This window comes from Kitasatospora sp. NPDC088351 (assembly GCF_040685575.1).
Taxonomy (GTDB): domain Bacteria; phylum Actinomycetota; class Actinomycetes; order Streptomycetales; family Streptomycetaceae; genus Kitasatospora.
Map to the genome: position 1 here is coordinate 14,590 of NZ_JBFBIL010000019.1, position 23,819 is coordinate 38,408.

A 23,819-nucleotide genomic window follows, 5' to 3' on the forward strand; every position below is an offset into this window, starting at 1 on the left:
GGGGGGCACCATGAACGCATCGCCCTTGGCCGCTGAGCCGCTTCCCGCCCCGCAGCCCCGGACCGAGGACGAGCGCACCCTGCTCGTCAAGGTGTTCGGCAAGGACCGTCCCGGCATCACCGCCGGCCTCTTCACCACCCTCGCCGGGTTCGGCGTCGAGGTGATCGACATCGAGCAGGTGGTGACCCGGGGCCGGATAACGCTCTGTGCCCTGGTGACCCCCCCGGCCGGCGGCGCGCCCGGCGCCGAGGGCAGCCTGCGGGCCACCGTGCACCGCTGGGCGGAGGAGCAGAAGCTCCAGGCCGAGATCATCTCCGGCATCGGCGACAACCGGCCGCGCCGTGAGGGCCGTTCGCACGTGACCGTGCTGGGCCACCCGCTGACCGCCGCCGCGGTCTCCGCGCTGACCTCCCGGATCACCGCCTCCGGCGGCAACATCGACCGTGTCTTCCGGCTCGCCAAGTACCCGGTGACCGCCGTCGAGCTGGCCGTCTCCGGTGTCGCCACCGACGAACTGCGCGCCGAGCTGGCCCAGGAGGCGGCCACCCAGCGGGTGGACATCGCGGTGGTCAGGGCCGGCCTGGAGCGCCGGGCCAAGCGGCTGGTGGTGATGGACGTCGACTCCACGCTGATCCAGGACGAGGTGATCGAGCTGTTCGCGGCCCACGCGGGCTGCGAGGAGAAGGTCGCCGAGGTGACGGCGGCGGCGATGCGCGGCGAGCTGGACTTCGCCGAGTCGCTGCGCGCCCGGGTGGCGCTGCTGGCCGGGCTGGACGCCGGCGTGACCGAGAAGGTGCGCGCGGAGGTCCGGTTCACGCCGGGCGCGCGCACCCTGATCCGCACGCTGCAGCGGCTCGGTTTCCAGGTCGCGGTGGTCTCCGGCGGGTTCACCCAGGTCACCGACCACCTGGTGGAGCAGTTGGGGCTGGACTTCGCGGCGGCCAACACCCTGGAGGTGGTGGACGGCAGGTTCACCGGCCGGGTGGTCGGCGAGATCGTGGACCGGGCCGGCAAGGCCCGCTGGCTGGCCCGGTTCGCCGAGCAGGCGAAGGTGCCGCTGGAGCAGACGGTGGCGATCGGCGACGGCGCCAACGACCTGGACATGCTGAACGCGGCCGGGCTCGGGGTGGCGTTCAACGCCAAGCCGGTGGTGCGCGAGGCCGCGGACACCGCGGTGAACGTGCCGTTCCTGGACACCGTGCTGTACCTGCTGGGCATCACCCGCGAGGAGGTCGAGGCGGCCGACGCGCTGGACGGTACGCCGACCGAGTAGCGCGCGGCCGGCCGGGCGGGCCCCGGGACGGACGAGAGGGGCCCGAGGAGCACTCCTCGGGCCCCTCTCCCCCGAGGTCAGTCCTGCGGCGTGAAGTAGGAGACCAGCGCGGCCACGCCCGGCTCGACGCCCTTCCACGAACCGCTGAAGCTGAGCACCGCGATGGCGGCGGTCGGGAAGCCGCCGAGCCGCAGCCGTTCCAGCGCCTCCCGGTCGCCCTCGTCCCCGGCCAGCACCTGGGTCAGCCCGAGCACTCCGGGGTTGTGGCCGACCAGGACCAGGTCGGCGTACTCCTCCGGGGTCTCCTGGATGACGGTGATGATCTCGCCGGGGCTGGCCTCGTACACCCGCTCCTCGTACACCGTCTTGCGCGACCGCTTGGGCAGTTCGTGCGCGGCGAGCTTCCAGGTCTCGCGGGCGCGCAGAGCGGTGGAGCAGAGCACGTAGTCGGGGTTGATGCCGGAGTCGGCGAGCCAGCGGCCGGAATCCGGGGCCTGGTGGCGGCCCCGGTCGGCCAGCGGCCGCTCGTGGTCGTCGACGCCGTTGGGCCAGTCGGCCTTGGCATGGCGGAGAACGATGATCCTGCGGGGCGTGTCGGCGCTCATACCCAGCAAGCTTGGCAGAAAAGCCGCTGCGGGGCGCGGTGCTGCCCGATGGCGCCACCCTGAGGGGTGCAGGGTGTCATGATGCGCCGTTCGCCGGGGTTCGTCCGCCGGACGGGCGCCGGACGGCCGGGGCGCCGAGGGGCGTCCCGGGTACGGCGCGCCCGGTCAGCCCAGGCTCTGGGCGACGCTGGCGACGATCACCAGCAGGACCACGATGCCGACGATCGCCGCGGCGATCTGGCCGAGCTTCTTGTGGCCGTCGGTGGGGTTGGGATCAAGTACGGGCATGACCGGATTCTCCCACCCCGGTCATGCCCGTCGGTCACCGACCCCTCGGTGTTGGTCAGTTCTTGACCGGGACCGCGGCCGGGTGGACCGCCTCGTCCTCGATGTGCCGGGCCATCGCGGCCCGCAGGCCGAACAGCATCTGCGGCACCAGCAGCAGGGCCAGGAAGCCCAGCGGCAGGTACCACTCGCCGGTGGCCTGGTAGAGCCGGCCGATCAGGATCGGGCCGGGGATGGAGATCAGGTAGCCGACGCCCTGGGCGAAGGCGGAGAGCTGGGCCACCCCGCCGGCCGTCCGGGCGCGCAGCCCGATCATGGTCAGCACCAGCGGGAACGCGCAGTTGGAGAGGCCGACCAGGACCGCCCAGGCCCAGGAGGCGGAGGCGGGGGCCAGCGCCAGGCCGGTGTACCCGGCGATGCCGCAGGCGGCGAGCACCACGACGAACAGCCGCTGGTCGCCCCGGCGCGCGGCGAGGTTGGGCAGCACGAAGGAGACCGGCACGCCGATCGCCATGGTGATCGCCAGCAGCACCCCGGAGGCGCTCTCGGAGACGCCGGAGTCCTGGAAGATCTTCGGGAGCCAGCCCATCACCACGTAGGCGCCGGTGGCCTGGAGGCCGAAGAAGCAGGCCATCGCCCAGGCGGTCCGGCTGCGGGTGATCGGCAGCCGGACGGTGGTCGTGCCGCCGGCCTTGTCGCCGCGCTCGCGCCGGGACAGCATGACGGGCAGCCAGAGCAGCAGGGCGAGCGCGCCGAGCGCGGCCCAGACGCCCAGGCCCACCCGCCAGTCGCCGCCGAGCGAGCTGGTCAGCGGCACGGTGACGGCGGCGGCCAGCGCGGTGCCGGCCGACAGCGACATGGAGTAGAGGCCGATCATCGGGCCGACCTTCTCCGGGAAGTACCGCTTGATCACCACGGGGATCAGCACGTTGGAGACCGCCACACCGGCCAGCGCCAGCGCGGTCAGCAGCAGGAAGACCGCCGTGCCGCCGGCGAACGAGCGGGCCAGCACGCCCGCGGTGATCGCGCCCATGCCGGCGGTGATCACCGCGATCGGCCCGGCCTTGCGGGCCATGCCCGGCGCGGCGAAGCCGAACAGGGCGAAGCAGAGCGAGGGGACGGCGGTGAGCAGGCCGGCCAGCGTCGGGTTCATCCCGAGGTCGGCACGGACCTGGTCGAGCAGCGGCCCGAGGCTGGTGACCACGGGGCGGAGGTTGAAGGCGGCGACGGCGATCGCGACGGCGAACAACCAGCCGACGCGCGTGCCACGGGTGGCGGGGGGCCGCTCGGTCTGCGGCCGGGCCTCGGTTCGGGAGGAGGCGGTGGTGTCTGCTGCGGGAGGCATGGGAGCCATCATAGAATGATGGGATGAATTAGCGCATCCTCGAATTGGCATGATGTCCCGACCCACCCGTCGGTCCGGCCCACCCGTCTGCCGCCGGCCCCCGCCGATCCCGAATCCGCAAGGAGTCCCCCGTGGCGCTGTCCTCGCCGAGACGCACCCCGCTGTCCGATCAGGTGATCTCGCAGCTGCGCGCCCAGATCACCTCGGGCGAATGGCCCGTCGGCTCGCGCATCCCGACCGAGGCCGCGCTGGTCGAGCAGCTCGGAGTGGCCCGCAACACCGTCCGCGAGGCCGTCCGCGCCCTCGCCCACAACGGCCTGCTGGACATCCGCCAGGGCTCCGGCACCTACGTCCTGGCCACCAGCGAGCTGGCCGGCGTGATGCACCGCCGCTTCGCCGACGCCGACCTGGCCCAGGTCGCCGAGCTGCGGGTCACCCTGGAGGCCTCGGCGGCCGGGCTGGCCGCCACCCGCCGCACCGAGCGCGACCTCGGCCTGCTGGAGGCCACCCTGGCCCGCCGTGAGGACGCCTGGCGCTCCGGCGACGCCGAGGACTTCGTCCAGGCCGACGCCGCCTTCCACCAGGCCGTCGTCGCCGCCGCCCACAACGACGTGCTCGCCGCCGTCTACGCCGACCTCGGCGAGGTCACCCGGGCCCATCTGCGCCACGACGTCGGCCCCGAGCTGATCGCCGAGCGCTACCTCGGCCACGACCGGATCGTGGACGCCATCCGGGCCGGCGACCCCCACCGCGCCTCGGACGAGGCCGGCCGCGCCATCGGCGCCTGCACCCCGGCCGAGGCCTGACCCGGTCCCGGCTCCCGGGTTCCCGCGCCCGGCAACCCCGGGCCGGACAGCCCCTGGTGAGAGCGGGCCCCGGCCCTGCCGCCCGAAGCGGCGAAGAACGCGACCCGCCCGGTACCCCTTGCGAGGGATACCGGGCGGGTCGGGTGTGGCACCGGGTGCGCCGCCGTCAGGCGCCGATCGCGTGCAGGCCGCCGTCCACGTGGACGATCTCGCCGGTGGTCTTGGGGAACCAGTCGGAGAGCAGGGCCACGACGCCGCGGCCGGCCGGCTCCGGGTCGGTCAGGTCCCACTTCAGCGGGGAACGGCTGTCCCAGGTGGCGGCCAGGTCGCCGAAGCCCGGGATGGACTTGGCGGCCATCGAGCCGATCGGGCCGGCCGAGACCAGGTTCACCCGGATGTTGCGGGAGCCGAGGTCACGGGCCATGTAGCGGGAGGTGGCCTCCAGCGCGGCCTTGGCCGGGCCCATCCAGTCGTACTTCGGCCAGGCGAACTGGGCGTCGAAGGTCAGGCCGACCACCGAGCCGCCGTCCTGCATCAGCGGCAGCAGCGCCGTGGTGAGCGACTTCAGCGAGAACGCCGAGACGTGCATGGCGGTCGCCACGGACTCCCACGGGGTGTTCAGGAAGTTGCCGCCCAGGGCGTCCTGCGGGGCGAAGCCGATCGAGTGGACGATGCCGTCCAGGCTCGGCAGGTGCTCGCGGACCTGGTCGGCGATGCCCGCCAGCTGCTCCTCGCTGGAGACGTCCAGCTCCAGCACCTTGACCGGCTTCGGCAGCTTCTTGGCGATGCGCTCGGTCAGGCTCGGCCGCGGGAACGCGGTGAGGATGATCTCGGCGCCCTGCTCCTGGGCGAGCTTCGCGGTGTGGAAGGCGATGGAGGACTCCATCAGCACACCGGTGATCAGGATCCGCTTGCCCTCAAGGATTCCACTCATGATCAGTGACCCATGCCCAATCCGCCGTCGACGGGAATGACGGCTCCGGTGATGTACGCGGCCTCGTCCGAACCGAGGAACCGCACGGTGGAGGCGACCTCGGCGGGCGCCGCGTAGCGGCCCAGCGGCACGCCCGAGACGATCTCCGCACGGCGCTCGTCGCTGAGCACCGCGGTCATGTCGGTGTCCACGAAGCCGGGGGCGACCACGTTGACGGTGATGTTGCGCGGGCCGAGCTCGCGCGCCAGCGACCGGGCGAACCCGACCAGGCCGGCCTTGGAGGCGGCGTAGTTGGCCTGACCCGGCGAGCCGGAGAGGCCGACCACCGAGGAGATCAGGACAACACGGCCCTTGCGCGCCCGCATCATCAGCTTGGAGGCGCGCTTGACCACCCGGAACGTGCCGGTCAGGTTGGTGTCCAGGACGGAGGTGAAGTCCTCCTCGGACATGCGCAGCAGCAGGGTGTCGTGGGTGATGCCCGCGTTCGCGACCAGCACCTCGACCGCGCCGTGCTTGGCCTCGACCTCGGTGAACGCCGCATCGACCTGCGCGGCGTCGGTGATGTCGCAGCGCACCGCGAGGACCTCGTACTTCTCCAGCGCCTCGGGTACCTCACCCGAGCGGCTGGTGATGGCGACCTTGTCGCCCGCCTCGGCGAAGGCCAGGGCGATCGCGAGGCCGATGCCCCGGTTTCCTCCGGTGACGAGAACCGAGCGGCTCAACGATCCACCTCTCTCCGTTGGATCCGCGTACGGCGAAACGCGCACGCAGTGTGACGGTATCGGTCGGCCCGGGGCGGCGACGAATCGGTCTCCCACAGCGCCTTACCGGCGGAACTGTCGCAATCCGACAATCCGCGTCCGAGGCGGCGGCCGGCCGCCTCCAGGTCGTTGTGCTGCCGCGGTCCCGCCGTTGTCGTGTCCGCTGTCGTATCCGCTGTCGTGATCCGCGGAACGGGAACAACAGGGACGGCCGGGAACAACACGGGCGGGCACGCCCGTTGCCCCGGTGGTGCGGGACAACCCGGGGCCGGCCGTACCGACTTCTGGACGGGCCCCGCCGTGCGGGGCCCGGCGCCCCGGCGACGAACGAAGGCAGAGCACGGATGAGCGAGGCACAGCCCGGTACCACCCGCCGGCGCGGACGACTGCTGGCACTGGCCGTCCTGGCGGCCGGCGCGGGAGCGGCCGCCTGGTCGCTGCGCGACCTGCCGGCGGCGTTCGGGCGGCGACCGGACGGCGACCGCGAGGAGCGGGTGCGCGACTCGCCGCAGTACCGCGACGGGGTCTTCCACAACGCGCCCTCCACGCTGGCCCGGGCCGGGTCCGCCCCCGACTTCGACCGGGACACCGCGCGCCGGATGCTGTTCCAGCGCGAGGGCCGGGTACCCGCCAACCCGGTCCCGACCGTCCGCCCGGCCGACGGGTCGCGCCCGGCCGCCGAGGGCGTGGAGATCACCTGGTACGGACACGCCTCCGCCCTGGTGGAGATCGAGGGCTCCCGGGTCCTGCTCGACCCGGTCTGGAGCGACCGCTGCTCCCCCGCCGCGCACATCGGCCCCAAGCGGCTGCACCCGGTGCCGGTGGAGCTGGAGGAACTGCCGCGGGTCGACGCGGTGCTGATCTCCCACGACCACTACGACCACCTGGACATGGCGACGGTCAAGCGTCTCGTCCGCAGCCAGTCCGCGCCGTTCGCGGTCCCGCTGGGCATCGGCGGCCACCTGCGCCGCTGGGGCGTCCCGGAGCACCGGATCATCGAACTGGACTGGGACGAGACCTGCACCCTCGGCGAACTGGTGCTCACCCTGACCTCCGCCCACCACTTCTCCGGCCGCGGCCTCACCCGCAACACCACCCTCTGGGGTTCCTGGGTGATCGCCGGGCCCACCCGCAAGGTCTTCTACACCGGGGACTCCGGCTACTTCGAGGGCTACGCGAAAATCGGCGACCAGCACGGCCCGTTCGACGCCGCCCTGGTGCAGATCGGCGCGTACGACGCGGCCTGGGCCGACATCCACATGACGCCCGAGGACGCCGTCCGTGCCCACCGCGACCTCGACGCGGGCCTGCTGGTGCCGGTCCACTGGTGCACCTTCAACCTGGGCCTGCACCCGTGGGCCGAGCCGGTCGAGCGGCTGCTCGTCGAGGCCAAGGCGCAGGCCGTCCCGCTGGCGGTGCCGCGCCCCGGCGAGCGGGTGGACGTCGACTGCCCGCCGGAGCTGGACGGCTGGTGGGAGAGCGTCTCCTGACGCACGGCCCGGAAGGTCCCCGCGGCGCCCGCGACCGGCGCGTGTCACCGGGGAAATGAGCTGGCCGAAACCCCATGGACGGGAAATGATTCGGTGCGGGCATCCCTGTGCGGGGTGCCCGCACCGCCATCCCCCCGACCAGGGAGCCCGATTGACTCCGAAGCCCCCGACCAGCAGCGCCGGTGCCCCGCACGGGCGCGCCGTCGACGCGCTGTTCCTCGCCTACCCGCTGCGCACCCTCGCCGACGCGGCGCTCACCCGGGCCCGTGAACTCGGCGCCGCCCACGCCGACTTCCGTCTGGAGCGGGTCCGCAGCGCCTCCTGGCGGCTGCGCGACGCCCGACCGGCCGGCACCTCCGACAGCGTCCAGCTGGGCTTCGCCGTCCGGGTGCTTCTGGACGGCGCCTGGGGCTTCGCCGCCGGGGTGGACCTCACCCCCGCCGCGGCGGCCGGGGTCGCCGAGCAGGCCGTCGCGGTGGCCCGGCTCTCCGGCGGGATCGGCCGCGCGGCAGGCTCGAAGGAGCTCGTCGAGCTGGCGGACGAACCGGTCCACCCGGACGTCACCTGGGTCTCCTCCTACGAGGTGAACCCCTTCGAGGTGCCGGACGCCGAGAAGACGGCCCTGCTCGCCGACTGGAGCTCCCGGCTGCTCGCCGCCGAGGGCGTCTCGCACGTCCAGGCCACGCTGCTGACGGTCCAGGAGAACAAGTTCTACGCGGACACCGCCGGCACCGTCACCACCCAGCAGCGGATCCGGCTGCACCCCACGGTCCAGGCCACCTCGGTCGACGAGCGCACCGGGGCCTTCGACTCGATGCGCACCCTGGCCCCGCCGGCCGGGCGCGGCTGGGAGTACCTGACGGGCACCGGCTGGGACTGGAACGCCGAGCTGGCCGAACTGCCCGTCCTGCTGGCCGAGAAGATGAAGGCGCCGAGCGTCGAAGCCGGCCGCTACGACCTGGTCGTCGACCCGTCCAACCTCTGGCTGACCATCCACGAGTCGATCGGCCACGCCACCGAACTGGACCGCGCGCTGGGCTACGAGGCCGCCTACGCCGGCACCTCCTTCGCCACCTTCGACCGGCTGGGGTCGCTCCGGTACGGCTCCGAACTGATGCACGTCACCGGCGACCGGACCGCCGAACACGGCCTCTCCACCATCGGCTACGACGACGAGGGCGTCGCCACCCAGTCCTGGGACCTGGTCCGGGACGGCATCCTGGTCGGCTACCAGCTCGACCGGAGCATGGCCAGACTGAAGGGCTTCGAGCGCTCCAACGGCTGCGCCTTCGCCGACTCCCCCGCCCATGTGCCGGTCCAGCGGATGGCCAACGTCTCGCTCCAGCCGGCCGCCGACGGCCCCGACACCCAGGGGCTGTTCGCGGGCGTGGAGAACGGCCTGTACATCGTCGGCGACCGTTCCTGGTCGATCGACATGCAGAGGTACAACTTCCAGTTCACCGGCCAGCGCGCGTACGCCATCAGGAACGGCGAACTCGCCGGCCAGGTCAAGGACTTCGCCTACCAGGCCACCACCACCGACTTCTGGGGCTCGATGGCGGCCGTCGGCGGCCCGCAGACCTACGTGCTCGGCGGCGCCTTCAACTGCGGCAAGGCGCAGCCCGGCCAGATCGCGGCGGTCAGCCACGGCTGCCCCTCGGCGCTGTTCCGCAACGTCAACGTGCTCAACACCCAGCAGGAGGCGGGTCACTGATGACCGCGACGCAACCCCACGAACTCGTCGAGCTGGCGCTCGGCCTCTCCCTCGCCGACGGCTGCGTGGTGATCGCCGACGAGGAGTCCACCGCCAACCTCCGCTGGGCCGGCAACGCGCTGACCACCAACGGCGTCACCCGGGGCCGCCGGCTCACCGTGATCGCCACGGTGGCCGGCGCCGAGGGCACCGCCTCCGGCGTGGTCTCCCGCGAGGCCGTCGCGCCGGACGAGGTGGAGAGCCTGGTCCGGGCCGCCGAGGAGGCCGCCCGCGCGGCCGGCCCGGCCGAGGACGCCCAGCCCCTGGTGGCCGACCGGCCGTCCTCGCCCGGCTTCACCGAACCGCCCGCCGAGACCTCGATCGAGGTGTTCGCGGCCTTCGCGCCCGCCCTCGGCGAGGCCTTCGCCCGGGCCGCCGCCCAGGGCGAGCTGCTGTACGGCTTCGCCCGGCACGAGATGGTCTCCAGCTACCTGGGCACCTCCACCGGCCTGCGGCTGCGCCACGACCAGCCCACCGGCATGGTCGAGCTGAACGCCAAGACCGCCGACCTCTCCGGCTCGGCCTGGGCGGGCGCCGGCACCCGGGACTTCACCGACGTCGACGTCACCGAGCTGCACGCCCAGCTGACCAGGCGGCTCGCCTGGGGAGCCCGGAGGATCGACCTGCCGGCCGGCCGGTACGAGACCCTGCTGCCGCCCTCGGCGGTGGCCGACCTGCTGGTGTACATGAGCTGGTCCTCCGGCGGCCGGGACGCGGCCGAGGGCCGGACGGTCTTCTCCCGGCCCGGCGGGGGCACCCGGATCGGCGACAAGCTCGCCGGCCTGCCGCTGACGCTGCGCTCCGACCCGGCCGAACCGGGCCTGGAGACGGCGCCGTTCGTGCTGGCGCACTCCAGCGGCGGGGACTCCTCGGTCTTCGACAACGGCCTGGAGCTCACCGCCACCGAGTGGATCCGCGAGGGCGTGCTGACCGATCTGGTCACCACCCGGCACTCCGCCGCGCTGACCGGCCTGGCGCTGCGGCCGGCCGGGGACAACCTCGTCCTGGAGACCGCCGACCAGGCGTCCGCGCCGACCCTGGACGAGATGATCGCCCGCACCGAGCGCGGCCTGCTGCTCACCTGCCTCTGGTACATCCGCGAGGTGGATCCGGCGACGCTGCTGCTCACCGGCCTCACCCGGGACGGCGTGTACCTGGTGGAGAACGGCGAGGTCGTCGGCGCGGTGAACAACTTCCGGTTCAACGAGTCGCCGGTCGACCTGCTCGGCCGGATCACCGAGGTGGGCCGCACCGAGCGCTGCCTGCCGCGGGAGTGGAGCGACTGGTTCACCCGGGCCGCGATGCCGCCGGTGCGGGTCCCGGATTTCAACATGAGTTCGGTCAGCCAGGCGTCCTAGGGCGCCAGACCACGGGGGAAGGATCGAGAGAGTGGACGAGAAGCGCACGGTCAGGACCAGCAAGATGCTGTCGCGGATCCTGCGGCACGACCCCGGCCGGGTCGGGATCACCCTGGACGCGGCCGGCTGGGTCCGGGTGGACGTCCTGCTCGCCGCGCTGGCGGCGAAGGGGAACCGGCTGACCAGGGCCGAGCTGGACCACGTGGTGGAGACCAACAACAAGCGCCGGTTCGCCTACTCCGAGGACGGTCTCTCGATCCGCGCCAGTCAGGGGCACACGGTGGCGGTCGACCTCGGTCTGACCGCCACCGAGCCGCCGGCGGTGCTGTACCACGGCACCGCCACCCGGAGCCTCGACCCGATATTCCACGAGGGCCTGCGCCCGATGGCCCGGCAGGACGTCCACCTCTCGGCGGACACCGAAACGGCCACCAGGGTCGGCGCCCGGCACGGCCGCCCGGTGGTCCTGACCGTGGACGCGGCGGCGATGGCGGCGGCCGGCCACGAGTTCCGGGTCAGCGCCAACGGCGTCTGGCTCACCGCCGCGGTACCGCCCGAGTACCTCGGCCGGCTCCGCCAGGACGCGCCCCTCCGCCCCGGTCTCGTCGGCGGCCCCGGCGCGGCGTACCGTGAGGAGGCCGCGCGGCGAGACGCGCGGGTGCCTGGACGAGGACGGTAGGACATGGGCAAGAGCGCCGGCGATGGAGAGGTCTACCGGATCACGGGTGCGCGCAGCAGCCTCACCGAGGACGTCCGCGGGCGGCAGCGGCGCTATGTGGCCTCGATGCTGCTGCGCACCGTCTGCGTGCTGCTGGCGGTGGTCCTGTGGGACGTCCAGCGGGTGCTGGCGTTCGTCGCGCTGGCCGGCGCGGTCCTGCTGCCGTACTTCGCGGTGCTGATCGCCAACGCGGGCCGGGAGAAGGCGCCTGGACTGCCGAGCACCTTCGACGTGCCGGCCGGCACCCCGCTGATGCTCGGTCCCGGCGGTCAGGGTGGGGCGGGTGCGACGCATGGTACGCCCGGTGCGAAGGGCGATCCCACCGATTCTTCACAGGACTTGAGCTGACTGCCCGTTTTGCTCTGGTATCCAGCAATTGCCTTAGAGGAAAGCTCAAAAGAAGCTCAGATTAATCATGCAAGACCTCCCCTTAAGCCACCCCTACCGTGACATACTGCGTACGCGCTCCGCATCCCCCGTCGGAGCGACGGACCGACGCCGGGCGGCTCCCCCCGTGGCTGCCCGGCGTCGCCATGCCCGGATCCGGGTGGCGCCCCGCGTGGCGTGCGGGCGGCCTCGGGCCGCGAACGGGCGCGTGACAGACTGGCGGTACAGACGACCCGCCTACCGCTGAGGACGGCCCCGATGGACTCCCCGCAGACGCAGACGCCGGTCTGCTCCGCCAAGGGCTGCCGGGCGGACGCCCGCTGGGTGCTGGTCTGGAACAACCCCAAGCTGCACACCCCGGACCGCCGCAAGACCTGGCTGGCCTGCGAGGAGCACCGCGAGCACCTGTCCCAGTTCCTCGGTGTGCGCGGCTTCCTCAAGGAGGTCGTCGCCTTCGCCGACTGGACCCCCGAGAGCACCGGGAACACCGGGGACGAGCAGGCCCGGCCCCTTCCGTAGGCGCCCTGGGCCACGCCCTACCCGCCGATCGCCGACATCGGCCGATCGGGCTGGAGGAACTCGGGGTTGTCGATCCCGGCACCGGCCTTCTTGCCCCACATCGCCGCGCGCCACAGCGCCCCGATCTCGGCGTCGTCGGCGCCCGAGCGCAGGGCGGTCCGCAGATCCGTCTCCCCGGTCGCGAACAGGCAGTTGCGCACCTGGCCGTCGGCGGTCAGCCTGGTCCGGTCGCAGGCGCGGCAGAACGGGCGGGTGACGGAGGCGATCACGCCCACCCGGCCGGGGCCGCCGTCCACCAGCCAGCGCTCGGCGGGTGCCGCGCCCCGCCGGACCGAGGGCTCGGGGGTGAGCGCGAAGCGGGCGGCGAGCCGCTCCAGGATCTCCTCGGCGGTGACCATCGACGTGCGGTCCCAGCCGTGCTGCGCGTCCAGCGGCATCTGCTCGATGAACCGCAGCTCGTACCCGCGCTCCAGGCACCAGGCGAGCAGCTCCGGCGCCTCGTGGTCGTTGACCCCGCGCATCAGGACGGCGTTCAGCTTGACCGGCGCCAGCCCGGCGGTCTCGGCGGCGGCCAGCCCGTCCAGGACGTCCTGGTGCCGGTGGCGGCGGGTGAGGGTGTGGAAGGTGTCCGGGTCGAGGGTGTCGAGCGAGACGTTGACCCGGTCCAGCCCGGCGGTGCGCAGCGCCTCGGCGGTCCGGGCGAGGCCTATCCCGTTGGTGGTGAGGGAGAGTTCGGGGCGCGGTTCGAGCTCGGCGCAGGCGGCCACGACGGCGACCAGTCCGGGCCGCAGCAGCGGCTCGCCACCGGTGAAGCGGACCTCCCGGACGCCGAGGTCACGGACGGCGAGGGCGATCAGCCGGACGATCTCCTCGTCGGTGAGCAGGTCGGGCTTGGCCAGCCACTGCAGGCCCTCCTCGGGCATGCAGTAGGTGCAGCGCAGATTGCACCGGTCGGTGAGGGAGACCCGCAGGTCGACGGCGCGGCGGCCGAAGGTGTCGAGCAGCACGGCGGTCCCTTCCGGAGAATGCGGCCGGCCCGGCCACCGTCACGGCGGGGCCGGGCCAGCCTAGTCATCGCCCGGCTGTCAGTGGGCGCCCAGTCCGGTCAGCGACCGAACCTCCAGTTCAGCGTACTTCGCCGGATCGGCGCGTTCCTTCGAGAGGAGGGTGGCGACCCAGCCCGCCAGGAAGCCGACCGGGATGGAGACCAGGCCGGGGTTCTCCAGCGGGAACCAGTGGAAGTCGTGGTTCGGGAAGAGCGAGGTCTTGGCGCCGGAGACGACCGGCGAGAAGAGCACCAGCACCACCGAGGTGACCAGCCCGGCGTAGACCGAGCTGACCGCGCCGGTGGTGGTGAACCGCTTCCAGAACAGCGAGTAGAGCAGGGTGGGCAGGTTGGCCGAGGCGGCCACCGCGAACGCCAGGGCGACCAGCGCGGCGGTGTTGAGCTTGCCCGCGAAGAGACTGAGCACGATCGCGACCGCGCCGATCGCGACGGCGGCCCATTTGGCCGAGCGCACCTCCTCCTTCTCGCTGGCCCGGCCGCGCCGGATGACGTTGGCGTACAGGTCGTGCGCGAAGGAGGCCGAGGAGGCCAGGGTGAGTCCGGCGACCACCGCGAGGATGGTGGCGAACGCGACGGCGGAGATCACCGCCAGCAGGATCGCCCCGCCGGTGGAGCCCGCACCGCCGCCGAGTTGCTCGGCGAGCAGCGGGGCGGCGGTGTTGCCGGAGGACTTGGTGTCCTCGATCGCCTTGTGGCCGACCAGCGCGGCCGCGCCGAAGCCGAGCGCCAGGGTCATCAGGTAGAAGGCGCCGATGATGCCGATCGCCCAGAGCACCGACTTCCGGGCCGCCTTGGCGGTGGGCACCGTGTAGAAGCGGACCAGGATGTGCGGGAGTCCGGCGGTACCGAGCACCAGGGCGATCCCCAGGCTGATGAAGTCGAGCTTGCTGGTGCCGGTGGCGCCGTACTTCAGCCCCGGTTCGAGGAAGGCGGCGCCCTTGCCGCTGGCGTCGGCGGCGGCGCCCAGCAGCGCGGAGGGGTTGAAGTGGTACTTGGCGAGGACCAGCACGGTCATCAGCGCGGTGCCCGCGATCAGCAGCACGGCCTTGACGATCTGCACCCAGGTGGTGCCCTTCATCCCCCCTATCACCACGTAGATCACCATCAGTGCGCCGACGGCGACGACGGTCAGGCGCTTGGCGCCGTCCCCGCTGACGCCGAGCAGCAGCGCCACCAGCGTCCCCGCGCCGACCATCTGGGCCAGCAGGTAGAAGATCGACACCACGATGGTGGAGACCCCGGCGGCGGTGCGGACCGGCCGCTGCCGCATCCGGAAGGCGAGTACGTCGGCCATGGTGAAGCGGCCGGAGTTGCGCAGCGGTTCGGCGACCAGCAGCAGGGCGACCAGCCAGGCGACCAGGAAGCCGATCGAGTAGAGGAAGCCGTCGTAACCGGAGAGCGCGATGGCGCCGGCGATGCCGAGGAAGGACGCGGCGGACATGTAGTCGCCGGAGATGGCCAGACCGTTCTGGAAGCCGGTGAAGCCGCGGCCGCCGGCGTAGAAGTCGGCGGCGTCCTTGGTCTGCCGCCCGGCCCAGACGGTGATGCCGAGGGTGGCCAGCACGAAGAACCCGAAGAGGGTCATCGTCAGGCCGCGGTGCTCGGTGGCGGAGCTGGCGAGCAGGGTCATTCGGCGGCCTCCCGGGGGGCGTGGACCACGGCGCCCTGGGCTTCGCGGATCGCGGCGGCGGGCGGGTCGAGCCGCCGGTCCGCGTAGCGCGCGTACCAGGCCGCGATGGCGAAGGTGGTGACGAACTGCAGCAGCCCCAGCACCAGGGCGACGTTGATGTGCCCGACGACCCTGGTGCCCATCAGGCCGGGCGCGTAGCTGGAGAGCAGGATGTAGAGCAGGTACCAGAGGACGAATCCGATGGTGACGGGGAACGCGAAGCTCCGGAACGAGTGCCGCAGGGCACAGAACTCCCTGCTCTCATCGATGAGTTGGACTTCCGTAGGGACAGTGGTGATCGACGGCGATTCCACTCTGACTCCTCACTCCTTCGGCGTGGCGGTCGCACAGGTGGAACGAGCGGACGTGAGCGGAGTCACAGTCCGGCTGCGCGCCGCGCAATGCTAGGAGGGTCGCACCCGCCCCGGAAGGGTTTGACCGTGTTCAGCCGACCATTCACCCCCTCGTGCTGCCCAATTGGCCGAAAACCATCACTTCCGGGCATGCGAAAGGGCGGCACCGGCCTGCGGTGCCGCCCCTGGTGACGCCGTATCAGAAGGCGATCCGCACCTTGAGGGCGGAGCGGTCGTCCATCGCCCGGTAGCCGTCCGGGACGCCGTCCAGGTCCACCGTGCGGTCGAAGACCAGCCCGGGCTCGATGGCGCCGGAGAGAACGTCGGGCAGCAGCTCGGGGATGTAGGCGCGGGCGGGGGCGACACCGCCGTTGAGCGAAACGTTTCGGCCGAACATCTGACCGATGTCCACGCCCGCGCTGCCGCCGTGCGGCACACCGACGTAGCCGACCGCGCCGCCGTCCCGGGCGATCGAGACCGCGGTGCGCATCGACTCCTCGGTGCCGACGGCCTCCAGCACGGCGTGCGCGCCCTGGCCGCCGGTCAGCTCCTTGACCGCCTCGATCCCCGCCTCGCCGCGCTCGGCCACCACATCGGTCGCGCCGAAGCGGCGGGCCAGGTCGGTCCGGGCGGTGTGCCGGCCGAGCGCGATGATCCGGCCCGCACCGAGCCGGCGCGCGGCCAGCACGCCGCACAGGCCCACCGCACCGTCGCCGACCACCGCGACGGTGGACCCCGGCCGCACCCTGGCCGAGACCGCCGCGTGGTGCCCGGTGGCCATCACGTCGGAGAGGGCGAGCAGGTTGGGCAGCAGCTTCTCGTCCGCCGCCGCCTCCCTGGGCAGCCCCACCAGCGTGCCGTCGGCGTACGGGACGCGCACCGCCTCGCCCTGACCGCCGTCCGAGCCGACCTGGCCCCAGAAGCCGCCGTGCGGACAGGAGGTCTGCAGACCCTCGCGGCAGAACTCGCAGGTGCCGTCCGACCAGACGAACGGGGCCACCACGAGGTCGCCCGGCCTGAAGCCGCGCACCTCGGACCCGGCGTCCTCGACCACGCCGAGGAACTCGTGCCCGATCCGCTGCCCGGCCGTCCGCGCGGCCACACCCCGGTACGCCCACAGGTCGCTGCCGCAGATGCAGGCGTTCACCACCCGGAGGACGACATCGGTGGGCTGCTGGATCACCGGGTCCGGTACGTCCTCGATCCGGATGTCGTTGGGGCCGTGGATCACGGTGGCGCGCATGAGGGTTCGTCCTTCGCAGAGGCCGTCGCCGGGGGTGGCGAACGACCGGGAGATATTCGACCGGATGTACGACGAATACGTCGACCACTCTATTCCGGCCCGTCCGCCACCTCATTTCGACCGGACCCGGCCCGGACGGCGCTTATTCTGTTTGACCATGCATGCGATCCAGCCCGAGACGTACGGCGCGCCGCGGACCGTCCCCGTCCCCGCCCAGCGCTCCGCCGCCCCCACCGAGGGCTTCGCGGTGGTCGACGTCGAGACCACCGGCCTCGGCCGCTCGGACCGTGTCATCTCGGCGGGCGTCTACCAGCTGGACCCCGACGGCGAGGTCACCGACCACTGGTACACCCTGGTCAACCCCGAGCGGGACCCGGGACCGGTCTGGATCCACGGCCTGACCGACGAGCTGCTCGCGGACGCCCCGACCTTCCCGCAGATCGCCGGGGCACTCGCCGAGCGGCTGCGCGGCCGGGTGCTGGTCGCCCACAACGCGCTCTTCGACTGGAACATGATCTCCCGCGAGTTCTCCCGGGCCGGCCTGCACGCCCCGGTGGACCAGCGGCTCTGCACCATGGTCCTCTCCCGCGACCTGCGGCTCCCGCTGCCCAACGGCAAACTGTCCTCGCTCGCCGCCTACTTCGGTGTCCAGCAGCGCCAGGCGCACAACGCCCTGGACGACGCCCGGGTGCTCGCCGAGGCCTTCCGCCCCAGCCTGCACCTGGCCCGCCAGGGGGGCGTCCCGCTGCCGCTGCAGGCCTGCGTGGCCGTCACCGACCTCGGCGAGGACGAGCCCGCGGCGCCCGGCCGCGCCTCCTGGACCGGCTCCTCGTACCGCCAGGCCAGGAAGCGCCCGCCGTGCCCGTACCCCAACCCGGGGCGCTGGGAGGACGGCAAGCCGCTGGTGCAGGGCATGCGGGTGGCGATCACCGGCGACACCGCCACCGACCGCGAGCTGCTGGAGGACCGCGCGGTGGAGGCCGGCCTGCACATCGCCACCTCGGTGAGCCGGCTCACCAGCCTGCTGGTCACCAACGAGCCCGGCAGCTGGAGCGGCAAGGCCCGCAGGGCCCGCGAGGTCGGCACCCCGGTGGTCACCGAGGACGCCTTCCTCCAGTTGCTGCGCGAGGTCGCTCCGCACCCCGGTGCGTGATCGCGCCGTGAGGTGGGCGTACCGTGCCCGTGTGTACCGTTTTCTGCTCTCCCGGCGCTGGCTGATCACCCTGCTGATCGCCCTGCTCCTGATCCCCGCCACGATCAGGCTGGGGTTCTGGCAGCTGCACCGCCACGAGGCGCGGGTGGACCGCAACGAGCTGATCACCCAGGCCCTCACCGACCGGCCGGTCCCGTTCGACACCCTGTCGGCGACGCCCGGTTTCACGGTGCCCAAGGACCTGACGTGGCGCGCGGTGACGGCCACCGGGCAGTACGACCCGGCGCACGAGTTCGTGGTCCGCAAGCGGACCGACTCCAGCGGGGACAAGATCGGTTACTTCGTGATCACCCCGCTGGCGCTCGCCGACGGCAAGGGCACCGTCCTGGTCAACCGCGGCTGGGTGCCGTCCGGCGACTCCGCCACCGCCTACCCGCCGGTGCCGGCCGCGCCGGCCGGCGAGGTCGCCCTCACCGGCCGGCTGCGTGCCGACGAGACCGCGGCCGGCAGCGGTATCCGCGACCGGGCCGGCCTGCCCGACCGGCAGTTCAACCTGATCAGCACCGAGCAGCAGGCCAAGGAGACCGGTGCCACCCTCCTCGGCGGTTACCTGGAGCTCACCGACACCGCCCCGGCCCCCGGCGACCAGCCCCAGCTGCTGCCCGAGCCCAACCACTCCGACATCGGCCCGCACATGGCGTACGCGATCCAGTGGTGGCTGTTCACCGCGATGATCCCGGTCGGTCTCTGGGTGATCGTCCGCCGCGAGGCCAGGGATCGCGCCAAGGAGGCCGCCGAGGCCGAGGTGCCGCCGGTGGCCGTACCGGCCTGACCTCCGGCGGCCCCGCCGGAGCCCGCTCAGAGCACGTCGTCCAGCTCCCGCAGCAGCCGGGTCTTGGCCCGGGCACCGACCACGGACTTCACCGGCTGCCCGTCCCGGAACACCATCAGCGTCGGCATCGACAGCACCCCGTACGCCGCCTGCGTCTGCGGATTGCTGTCCACGTCCAGCTGGACCACGGTCATCCGGTGCCCCTCCTCGCGGGCCAGGTCGGCCAGCACCGGCGCCATCATCCGGCACGGCGGGCACCAGTCCGCCGTGAAGTCCACCAGCACCGGCCCCTCGGCCGCCAGCACCTCGGCCGCGAACGTCTCGTCCGTGACCGCCGGCACCCCTGTGATCTGCACCATCGTCTACGTCTCCTTCCAATCGGTCGCCAACTCGCAGAGCGGCGCCTGCCCGGCCCCGGCCGCCAGCTCGTCCCGGGCGAGCTCCGCCCGGGAGAACTGCTCGGCCACCTGCGCACGGACCTCCTGGAGCCGGGCGATGCACTCGTCCAGCTCGGCCAGCTTGCGCCGGTAGACCTCCAGCGAGGCCGGGCAGGAGTCCCCCTCCGGGTGACCGGCCTGCAGGCACTCCACGAACGGCCGGGTCTCCTCCAGCCCGAAGCCGAAGTCCTGGAGGGTGCGGATCTGCCGGAGCAGCCGCAGATCGTCCTCGCCGTAGGCGCGGTAGCCGTTGCCGGCCCGCCGGGCGGGCAACAGCCCGAGCTGCTCGTAGTACCGCAGGGCCCGGGTGGTCGTCCCCGCCCGCCTCGCCAGCTCGCCGATCCGCATGACCGCACCGCTCCTTCCGGCCGCCGTCCGAACGCCGCCGTCCGGACGCCGCCGTGAACGACGGTAGACCTTGACGCCGACGTCAAGGCCAGCCCCCGGGGTCACTCCCCCGGAACCCCGGCCCGGCGGGCCCCTACCCGCCCGCTGCCGCCACCCGGCAGGATGGGGGCATGGATCTTGGACTGAAGGACAGGGTGTACGTGGTCACCGGCGCCACCCGGGGCCTCGGCCTCGCGGCCGCCCGGGAGCTGGCCGCCGACGGTGCCCGGGTGCTGGTCAGCGGCCGGGGCAAGGAGTCGGTGGCGGCGGCAGTCGCCGAACTGGACGCGCTCGGCGGCCGGGGGGCCGCACACGGCCTGGTGGCCGACAACGCCGACCCGGCCACCGCCGCCCGGCTGGTGACGGAGGCCGCCGAGCACTTCGGCCGGCTGGACGGCGTACTGATCAGCGTCGGCGGCCCGCAGGCCGGCCCGGTCTCCACCGCCGCCGAGGAGGCCTGGCGCGACGCCTTCGAGTCGCTCTTCCTCGGCGCCCTGCGGATCGCCCGGGCGGCGGCCGACGCACTCGGCGCGGGCGGTGTGATCGGCTTCGTGCTCTCCAGCTCGGTCCGCCAGCCCATCCCCGGCCTCGGCATCTCCAACGGCCTGCGCCCCGGCCTGGCGATGGCCGCCAAGTCGCTCGCCGACGAGCTGGGGCCGCGCGGCATCCGGGTGGTCGGCCTGCTCCCGGCCCGGATCGACACCGACCGGGTCCGCGAACTCGACGCCCTCGGCGGCGACCCCGAGGCCGCCCGCACCCACCACAGCGCCGCCATCCCGCTCGGCCGGTACGGCACCCCGGAGGAGTTCGGCAAGGTCGCCGCCTTCCTGCTCTCCCCCGCCGCGTCCTACCTGACCGGCGTCATGGTCCCGGTCGACGGCGGCGCCCTGCGCGGCCTCTGACGTGACCGGAGGGGGCGGCCCACGCCACCCCCTCCGGTCACCGGACCCGCGGCTGTCTGCGCCGGCCTCGGCGGCGCGGCTCGGTGTGCTTCGCCCGCAGCACCCGGACGCGGAGGTCGGCCCGCAGCGCGGTCAGCCCGAGGCTGGCCGCGGCGTCGGCGCGCGGACCGGTGTCGAAGTGCTCGACCAGCGCCGCCGGGTCCCCGCCCGGGGTCAGCCGGACGGCGCCGCGCAGCCGCGGCCCACCCGGCGCACGCACCAGCCGGACGCCTGCCCGCTCGACCTCGGGGAGCACCACCGTGCCCGTCTCCAGCGCGTCCTCCAGCGCGTGGGTCCGCAGCCGCAGCCGCAGCCCGGGCGCGCCGGGCGTGGGGACGTCGATGCTCGCCGGGCCGCTGCGCCGCAGCTGGGCGAAGAGCCACCAGATCATGCCGGCCACCAGGACGGTCAGTCCGCCGATCACGGCGGGCCACCACCAGGAGGCGTCCACCCAGCGGGTCCGGGTGCGGACGCTGACCACCGGCTGGTCCGGCGAGGTGAGCGGCCACCACGACGGCGGATCCACCCCGAGCCGCCCGTACAGGTCGAGCCCGCCGGCCAGCACCAGCACCCCGACCGCCAGCAGCACCACCCCGGCCACTCCCAGCAGCACCCGGTTCACGGTGGACCGGCTCATCCGTCGGCTCCTCTCTCCGCCCGTACGCCGCTCATCCGCCCGCTCCGCGCGTTCCGGACCCCGGACGGTCCGCCCGGACGTCGAGCCGCAGCGGCCGGGCCAGGGTCACCCGCGCCAGCTCCTCCCGCAGCCGGGCCTGGACGAAGGCCGGATCGGCGGGACCCACCAGGGTGACCCGGACCCGGCGGCGGTTGATCCGGATCACGATGTGCTCGACACCCGGCAGCCCGGCGGCGCGGTCGGCCAGCAGATGGCCCACCCCGGCGCGGTCGATGGCGGCGGCGGTCTCACCGTGCGGCCGCAGCGCGAGCCAGCGGCGCAGGCCGGGCGCGAAGGCGAGCCAGAGCAGCCGACCGCCGAGCAGGGCGGCGGCTCCGGCACCGATCAGCACCCAGAGGTCGTCCAGGTGCCGGGTGGCCAGCTCGTCGGCGGTCTCGGCGCGCCACCGGAGGGCGGGGTGCCCGGTGCGGACGGCGACCACGTCGTAGAGCAGCGCCCCGGCGATCACCAGGACACCGGTGGCGACCAGCACGGCGGCGGCCGTCCGCGCGGACCGCGGCCGGGGCACCCGGGCCGCGACGGTCCGTGGCTCGCTCGGCGCCCCGGTGGACGGCTCGGTGGGCGGCTCGGTGGGCGGGCCCGGCTCGGCCGCCCCCTCCGACGGTGTCCCGGGCGTCTGCTCGGTCATGCGCGGCCCCCGGTCACCAGCCGCTCGACGACCACCACCACCCCGGCCACCCTGGTCCCGGTCAGCCCGCCGACCTGCGCGGCGATCCGCTCGCGCACGGCCCGGGCGAGCGCCGCCAGGTCGGCGGGGAAGGGCAGTTCGACGGCGACCCGGACGGTGACGGTGCTGCCCGGCGTGGAGACGGACACCCTGGGCGGCCTGCCCCGCTCCGCCCGGCCGTGCCACGCCTCGGTGAGCGCCTCGCGAGCGGCCCGGGCGGCGATCCGGGCGTAGACGCGGTCGGCGACCCGCAGCCGGCCCCGGGCGCCGGGGTCACGGGGGGAGGTGGTGGCGAGGGCCGCCATCAGCGGCGCCGGTCGCGGCCGCGCAGCAGGTCGCCCAGGTCACCGAGCTCTATGTCGCCCTCCAGCAGTCGCCCGACCACGAAGCCGACCAGCCCGAGCGCGGCCACCAGCAGGAAGGCCGCGAACCCGCCGAAATATCCGGCGAAGCCCAGGGCCATACCCACCACCAGGCCGACGATGGCCAGGTTCATCCGCTCCTCCTCGTCCTCCGCCGCCGGCCGGGTCCGGCCGGTCGGGCTACTTCAGCTTGGGCCGCTGGCCGGAGGAGAGGGTCTCCTCTTCCTCCTCCTCGACGTCCGGTTCGTCGGGGAGATGGACGTCGTTGACGGCGATGTTGACCTCGACGACTTCGAGGCCGGTCATCCGCTCGACCGAGTCGATGATGTTCTCCCGTACCTGGCGGGCCAGTTCGGGGATGACCACGCCGTACTCGACGACCAGGGCGATGTCGATGGCGGTCTGCTTCTCGCCGACCTCGGCCTTGATGCCGCGTCCGATGCTGGACTTGCCGCCCGGCACCCGGTCGCGCATCGCGCCGAAGGTGCGGGAGAGACCCGAGCCGAGGGCGTGGATGCCGGAGACCTCGCGGGCGGCCATACCGGCGATCTTCTCCACCACGCCGACGGCCAGCGCGGTGCGTCCGCGCTCGCTCGCCGACCTCTTCCCCTCGGCGAGCGAGGAGGACGAGGAGGACGAGGCCGAGGAGGCGGCGGCGGAGGGGTTCTTGTGCAGCGTGGCGGGCGTCGGAGTGTCAGGCATGAGCGCTTCTCCCGTCGTACGGCCATAGCTATATCCCGAATCACTCCAACTCTGGCATTTCGCCACGATTCCCGCCCCCGGAACGGCGGCCGGCCGGCCCGGGGAACGCCGAGGGCCCGGCTCCCCGGGATCGCCCCCGGAGCCGGGCCCTGCCCGCTCGGTGGGCGTCAGTCGCCGAGGCCGGCCAGATCGCGCAGGCGACGGGCCTGCGCCACCCGTTCGGCCGAGCGCTGCTCGTCGTACGAGCGCCCGCCCGCGCCCTGGAGCAGGGCCTTGGTCTCGATGACGGCGTCCCGCGGCGCGGCCAGCAGCGCGGCGGCGAGATCACGGGCGGTGGCGTCCAGCTCGGCGGCGGGGACGGCCAGGTTGGCCAGCCCGGTGGCGGTCGCCTCCTCGGCGCCGACCCAGCGCCCGGTGGCGCAGATCTCCAGCGCCCTGGCGTAGCCGACCAGTTCGGTGAGCGGCTTGGTGCCGGCCAGGTCGGGGACGAGGCCGAGCGAGGTCTCCTTCATGGCGAACTGGACGTCGTCGGCGACCACTCGCAGGTCGCAGCCGAGGGCGAGCTGGAAGCCGGCGCCGACGGCGTGGCCCTGGACGGCGGCGATCGAGACCAGGTCGGGGCGGCGCCACCAGGTGAAGGCCTCCTGGTAGGAGGCGATGGTGTCGTCGAGGTCGCGGTCCGCGGCGGCGGCCAGCTGGAGGAAGGTGCGCTCGCCGGGGATGCCCTCGGGGGTGAACATCGCGCGGTCCAGGCCGGCGGAGAAGGAGACGCCCTCGGCGCGCAGCAGCACCACCCGGACCTGGCCGGGCAGCTGCCGGCCCACGGACGCCAGGGCGCGCCACATCGCGGGCGACTGGGCGTTACGCCGTTTGGGCTGACAGAGGGTGACGGTGGCGAGCGCGCCGTCGATCTCCAGACGGACGCCGTCCTGCTCCCAGCTCGGGGCCTGCGGGTCGGTGGCGGGGGCGGTCATGCGGGGACCTCCGGTGGCGAGGGACGTGGCTACCGGAGAGTAACAAAACTGGCGGCGCAGCGGCAGACGCCGGCGCGGAAAGATCGGGGCGCCGGGACGGAC

Annotated in this window: 28 protein-coding genes; 11 read left to right on the forward strand and 17 right to left on the reverse strand. The window is 73.4% G+C overall.

Annotated features, from left to right (window positions below; all coding sequences use genetic code 11):
- The first annotated feature begins 10 nt into the window (after positions 1–10).
- Complete coding sequence (gene serB / locus AB0P06_RS16255; RefSeq protein ID WP_363607925.1) at positions 11–1,273, forward strand: phosphoserine phosphatase SerB; 1,263 nt, start codon at positions 11–13, stop codon at positions 1,271–1,273.
- Positions 1,274–1,350: 77 nt separating this feature from the next.
- Here serB and AB0P06_RS16260 read toward each other — a convergent pair whose 3' ends face one another.
- The 3 genes from AB0P06_RS16260 to AB0P06_RS16270 form a co-directional block, all read right to left on the reverse strand.
- Entirely contained in the window at positions 1,351–1,878 is a 528-nt protein-coding gene (locus AB0P06_RS16260; RefSeq protein WP_363607926.1) for a histidine phosphatase family protein, read from the reverse strand.
- 165 nt (positions 1,879–2,043) lie between these two features.
- Positions 2,044–2,166, reverse strand: coding sequence for an SGM_5486 family transporter-associated protein (locus AB0P06_RS16265; RefSeq protein ID WP_363607927.1), 123 nt, complete (start codon positions 2,164–2,166; stop codon positions 2,044–2,046).
- Positions 2,167–2,221: 55 nt separating this feature from the next.
- The gene (locus tag AB0P06_RS16270; protein ID WP_363607928.1) at positions 2,222–3,508 is read right to left on the reverse strand and encodes an MFS transporter; all 1,287 of its coding nucleotides are present in this window, start codon (positions 3,506–3,508) and stop codon (positions 2,222–2,224) included.
- 131 nt (positions 3,509–3,639) lie between these two features.
- On the opposite strand from AB0P06_RS16270, the gene AB0P06_RS16275 reads away from it, so the two are divergent.
- Positions 3,640–4,314, forward strand: coding sequence for a FadR/GntR family transcriptional regulator (locus AB0P06_RS16275; protein ID WP_363607929.1), 675 nt, complete (start codon positions 3,640–3,642; stop codon positions 4,312–4,314).
- 166 nt (positions 4,315–4,480) lie between these two features.
- Here the strand turns inward: AB0P06_RS16275 and fabI are convergent, their stop codons facing one another.
- Entirely contained in the window at positions 4,481–5,248 is a 768-nt protein-coding gene (fabI, locus tag AB0P06_RS16280) for an enoyl-ACP reductase FabI (RefSeq protein WP_363607930.1), read from the reverse strand.
- A 2-nt stretch (positions 5,249–5,250) separates the two neighbouring features.
- Positions 5,251–5,970, reverse strand: coding sequence for a 3-oxoacyl-[acyl-carrier-protein] reductase (fabG, locus tag AB0P06_RS16285; RefSeq protein WP_363607931.1), 720 nt, complete (start codon positions 5,968–5,970; stop codon positions 5,251–5,253).
- A gap of 383 nt (positions 5,971–6,353) precedes the next feature.
- Here fabG and AB0P06_RS16290 point away from each other — a divergent pair, with 383 nt between their 5' ends.
- The 6 genes from AB0P06_RS16290 to AB0P06_RS16315 all read left to right on the forward strand — a co-directional run bounded on the left by AB0P06_RS16290 (position 6,354) and on the right by AB0P06_RS16315 (position 12,234).
- Positions 6,354–7,499: an MBL fold metallo-hydrolase gene (locus AB0P06_RS16290; protein ID WP_363607932.1), complete on the forward strand. Its 1,146-nt coding sequence runs from the start codon at positions 6,354–6,356 to the stop codon at positions 7,497–7,499.
- 151 nt (positions 7,500–7,650) lie between these two features.
- Complete coding sequence (locus AB0P06_RS16295) at positions 7,651–9,213, forward strand: TldD/PmbA family protein (protein ID WP_363607933.1); 1,563 nt, start codon at positions 7,651–7,653, stop codon at positions 9,211–9,213.
- Entirely contained in the window at positions 9,213–10,610 is a 1,398-nt protein-coding gene (locus tag AB0P06_RS16300; RefSeq protein WP_363607934.1) for a metallopeptidase TldD-related protein, read from the forward strand. The genes AB0P06_RS16295 and AB0P06_RS16300 overlap by 1 nt, the downstream gene beginning before the upstream one ends.
- Before the next feature lie 31 nt (positions 10,611–10,641).
- The gene (locus AB0P06_RS16305) at positions 10,642–11,289 is read left to right on the forward strand and encodes an RNA 2'-phosphotransferase (protein ID WP_363607935.1); all 648 of its coding nucleotides are present in this window, start codon (positions 10,642–10,644) and stop codon (positions 11,287–11,289) included.
- A 3-nt stretch (positions 11,290–11,292) separates the two neighbouring features.
- The gene (locus AB0P06_RS16310) at positions 11,293–11,676 is read left to right on the forward strand and encodes a DUF3099 domain-containing protein (protein WP_363607936.1); all 384 of its coding nucleotides are present in this window, start codon (positions 11,293–11,295) and stop codon (positions 11,674–11,676) included.
- Between the two features lie 297 nt (positions 11,677–11,973).
- Positions 11,974–12,234 carry a hypothetical protein gene (locus AB0P06_RS16315; protein WP_363607937.1) on the forward strand — a complete coding sequence of 87 codons (261 nt, stop codon included), beginning with the start codon at positions 11,974–11,976 and terminating at the stop codon, positions 12,232–12,234.
- Positions 12,235–12,251: 17 nt separating this feature from the next.
- Here AB0P06_RS16315 and moaA read toward each other — a convergent pair whose 3' ends face one another.
- The 4 genes from moaA to AB0P06_RS16335 all read right to left on the reverse strand — a co-directional run bounded on the left by moaA (position 12,252) and on the right by AB0P06_RS16335 (position 16,565).
- Positions 12,252–13,241: a GTP 3',8-cyclase MoaA gene (moaA, locus tag AB0P06_RS16320; RefSeq protein WP_363607938.1), complete on the reverse strand. Its 990-nt coding sequence runs from the start codon at positions 13,239–13,241 to the stop codon at positions 12,252–12,254.
- A 78-nt stretch (positions 13,242–13,319) separates the two neighbouring features.
- Positions 13,320–14,930: a cation acetate symporter gene (locus tag AB0P06_RS16325; RefSeq protein WP_363607939.1), complete on the reverse strand. Its 1,611-nt coding sequence runs from the start codon at positions 14,928–14,930 to the stop codon at positions 13,320–13,322.
- Positions 14,927–15,283, reverse strand: a complete 357-nt coding sequence (locus AB0P06_RS16330) for a DUF485 domain-containing protein (protein ID WP_363607940.1) — start codon at positions 15,281–15,283, stop codon at positions 14,927–14,929. The genes AB0P06_RS16325 and AB0P06_RS16330 overlap by 4 nt, the downstream gene beginning before the upstream one ends.
- A 238-nt stretch (positions 15,284–15,521) precedes the next feature.
- Positions 15,522–16,565, reverse strand: a complete 1,044-nt coding sequence (locus AB0P06_RS16335) for a zinc-dependent alcohol dehydrogenase family protein (RefSeq protein ID WP_363607941.1) — start codon at positions 16,563–16,565, stop codon at positions 15,522–15,524.
- Positions 16,566–16,722: 157 nt separating this feature from the next.
- Between AB0P06_RS16335 and AB0P06_RS16340 the strand changes: the two genes are divergently transcribed.
- The gene (locus AB0P06_RS16340) at positions 16,723–17,718 is read left to right on the forward strand and encodes a DEDDh family exonuclease (RefSeq protein WP_363607942.1); all 996 of its coding nucleotides are present in this window, start codon (positions 16,723–16,725) and stop codon (positions 17,716–17,718) included.
- A 31-nt stretch (positions 17,719–17,749) separates the two neighbouring features.
- On the forward strand, positions 17,750–18,550 hold the full coding sequence (locus AB0P06_RS16345) for an SURF1 family protein (protein ID WP_363607943.1): 801 nt from the start codon (positions 17,750–17,752) through the stop codon (positions 18,548–18,550).
- Positions 18,551–18,576: 26 nt separating this feature from the next.
- Here the strand turns inward: AB0P06_RS16345 and trxA are convergent, their stop codons facing one another.
- Complete coding sequence (gene trxA / locus AB0P06_RS16350; RefSeq protein WP_363607944.1) at positions 18,577–18,909, reverse strand: thioredoxin; 333 nt, start codon at positions 18,907–18,909, stop codon at positions 18,577–18,579.
- 3 nt (positions 18,910–18,912) lie between these two features.
- On the reverse strand, positions 18,913–19,335 hold the full coding sequence (locus AB0P06_RS16355) for a MerR family transcriptional regulator (protein ID WP_363607945.1): 423 nt from the start codon (positions 19,333–19,335) through the stop codon (positions 18,913–18,915).
- Positions 19,336–19,505: 170 nt separating this feature from the next.
- Between AB0P06_RS16355 and AB0P06_RS16360 the strand changes: the two genes are divergently transcribed.
- Positions 19,506–20,276, forward strand: a complete 771-nt coding sequence (locus AB0P06_RS16360) for an SDR family oxidoreductase (protein ID WP_363607946.1) — start codon at positions 19,506–19,508, stop codon at positions 20,274–20,276.
- A gap of 37 nt (positions 20,277–20,313) precedes the next feature.
- On the opposite strand, the gene AB0P06_RS16365 is transcribed toward AB0P06_RS16360, so the two are convergent.
- The 6 genes from AB0P06_RS16365 to AB0P06_RS16390 all read right to left on the reverse strand — a co-directional run bounded on the left by AB0P06_RS16365 (position 20,314) and on the right by AB0P06_RS16390 (position 23,717).
- Positions 20,314–20,952, reverse strand: coding sequence for an alkaline shock response membrane anchor protein AmaP (locus AB0P06_RS16365; protein WP_363607947.1), 639 nt, complete (start codon positions 20,950–20,952; stop codon positions 20,314–20,316).
- Between the two features lie 31 nt (positions 20,953–20,983).
- Positions 20,984–21,640 carry a DUF6286 domain-containing protein gene (locus AB0P06_RS16370; protein WP_363607948.1) on the reverse strand — a complete coding sequence of 219 codons (657 nt, stop codon included), beginning with the start codon at positions 21,638–21,640 and terminating at the stop codon, positions 20,984–20,986.
- Positions 21,637–21,984 carry a hypothetical protein gene (locus tag AB0P06_RS16375; RefSeq protein WP_363607949.1) on the reverse strand — a complete coding sequence of 116 codons (348 nt, stop codon included), beginning with the start codon at positions 21,982–21,984 and terminating at the stop codon, positions 21,637–21,639. Before AB0P06_RS16375 ends, AB0P06_RS16370 begins: the two co-directional genes overlap by 4 nt.
- Positions 21,984–22,175 (reverse strand): hypothetical protein, encoded by a 192-nt coding sequence (locus AB0P06_RS16380; RefSeq protein WP_196951007.1) that lies wholly within the window; start codon positions 22,173–22,175, stop codon positions 21,984–21,986. Before AB0P06_RS16380 ends, AB0P06_RS16375 begins: the two co-directional genes overlap by 1 nt.
- Positions 22,176–22,221: 46 nt before the next feature.
- Entirely contained in the window at positions 22,222–22,743 is a 522-nt protein-coding gene (locus AB0P06_RS16385) for an Asp23/Gls24 family envelope stress response protein (RefSeq protein WP_363607950.1), read from the reverse strand.
- A 167-nt stretch (positions 22,744–22,910) separates the two neighbouring features.
- Complete coding sequence (locus AB0P06_RS16390) at positions 22,911–23,717, reverse strand: enoyl-CoA hydratase/isomerase family protein (protein ID WP_363607951.1); 807 nt, start codon at positions 23,715–23,717, stop codon at positions 22,911–22,913.
- Positions 23,718–23,819: the final 102 nt, after the last annotated feature.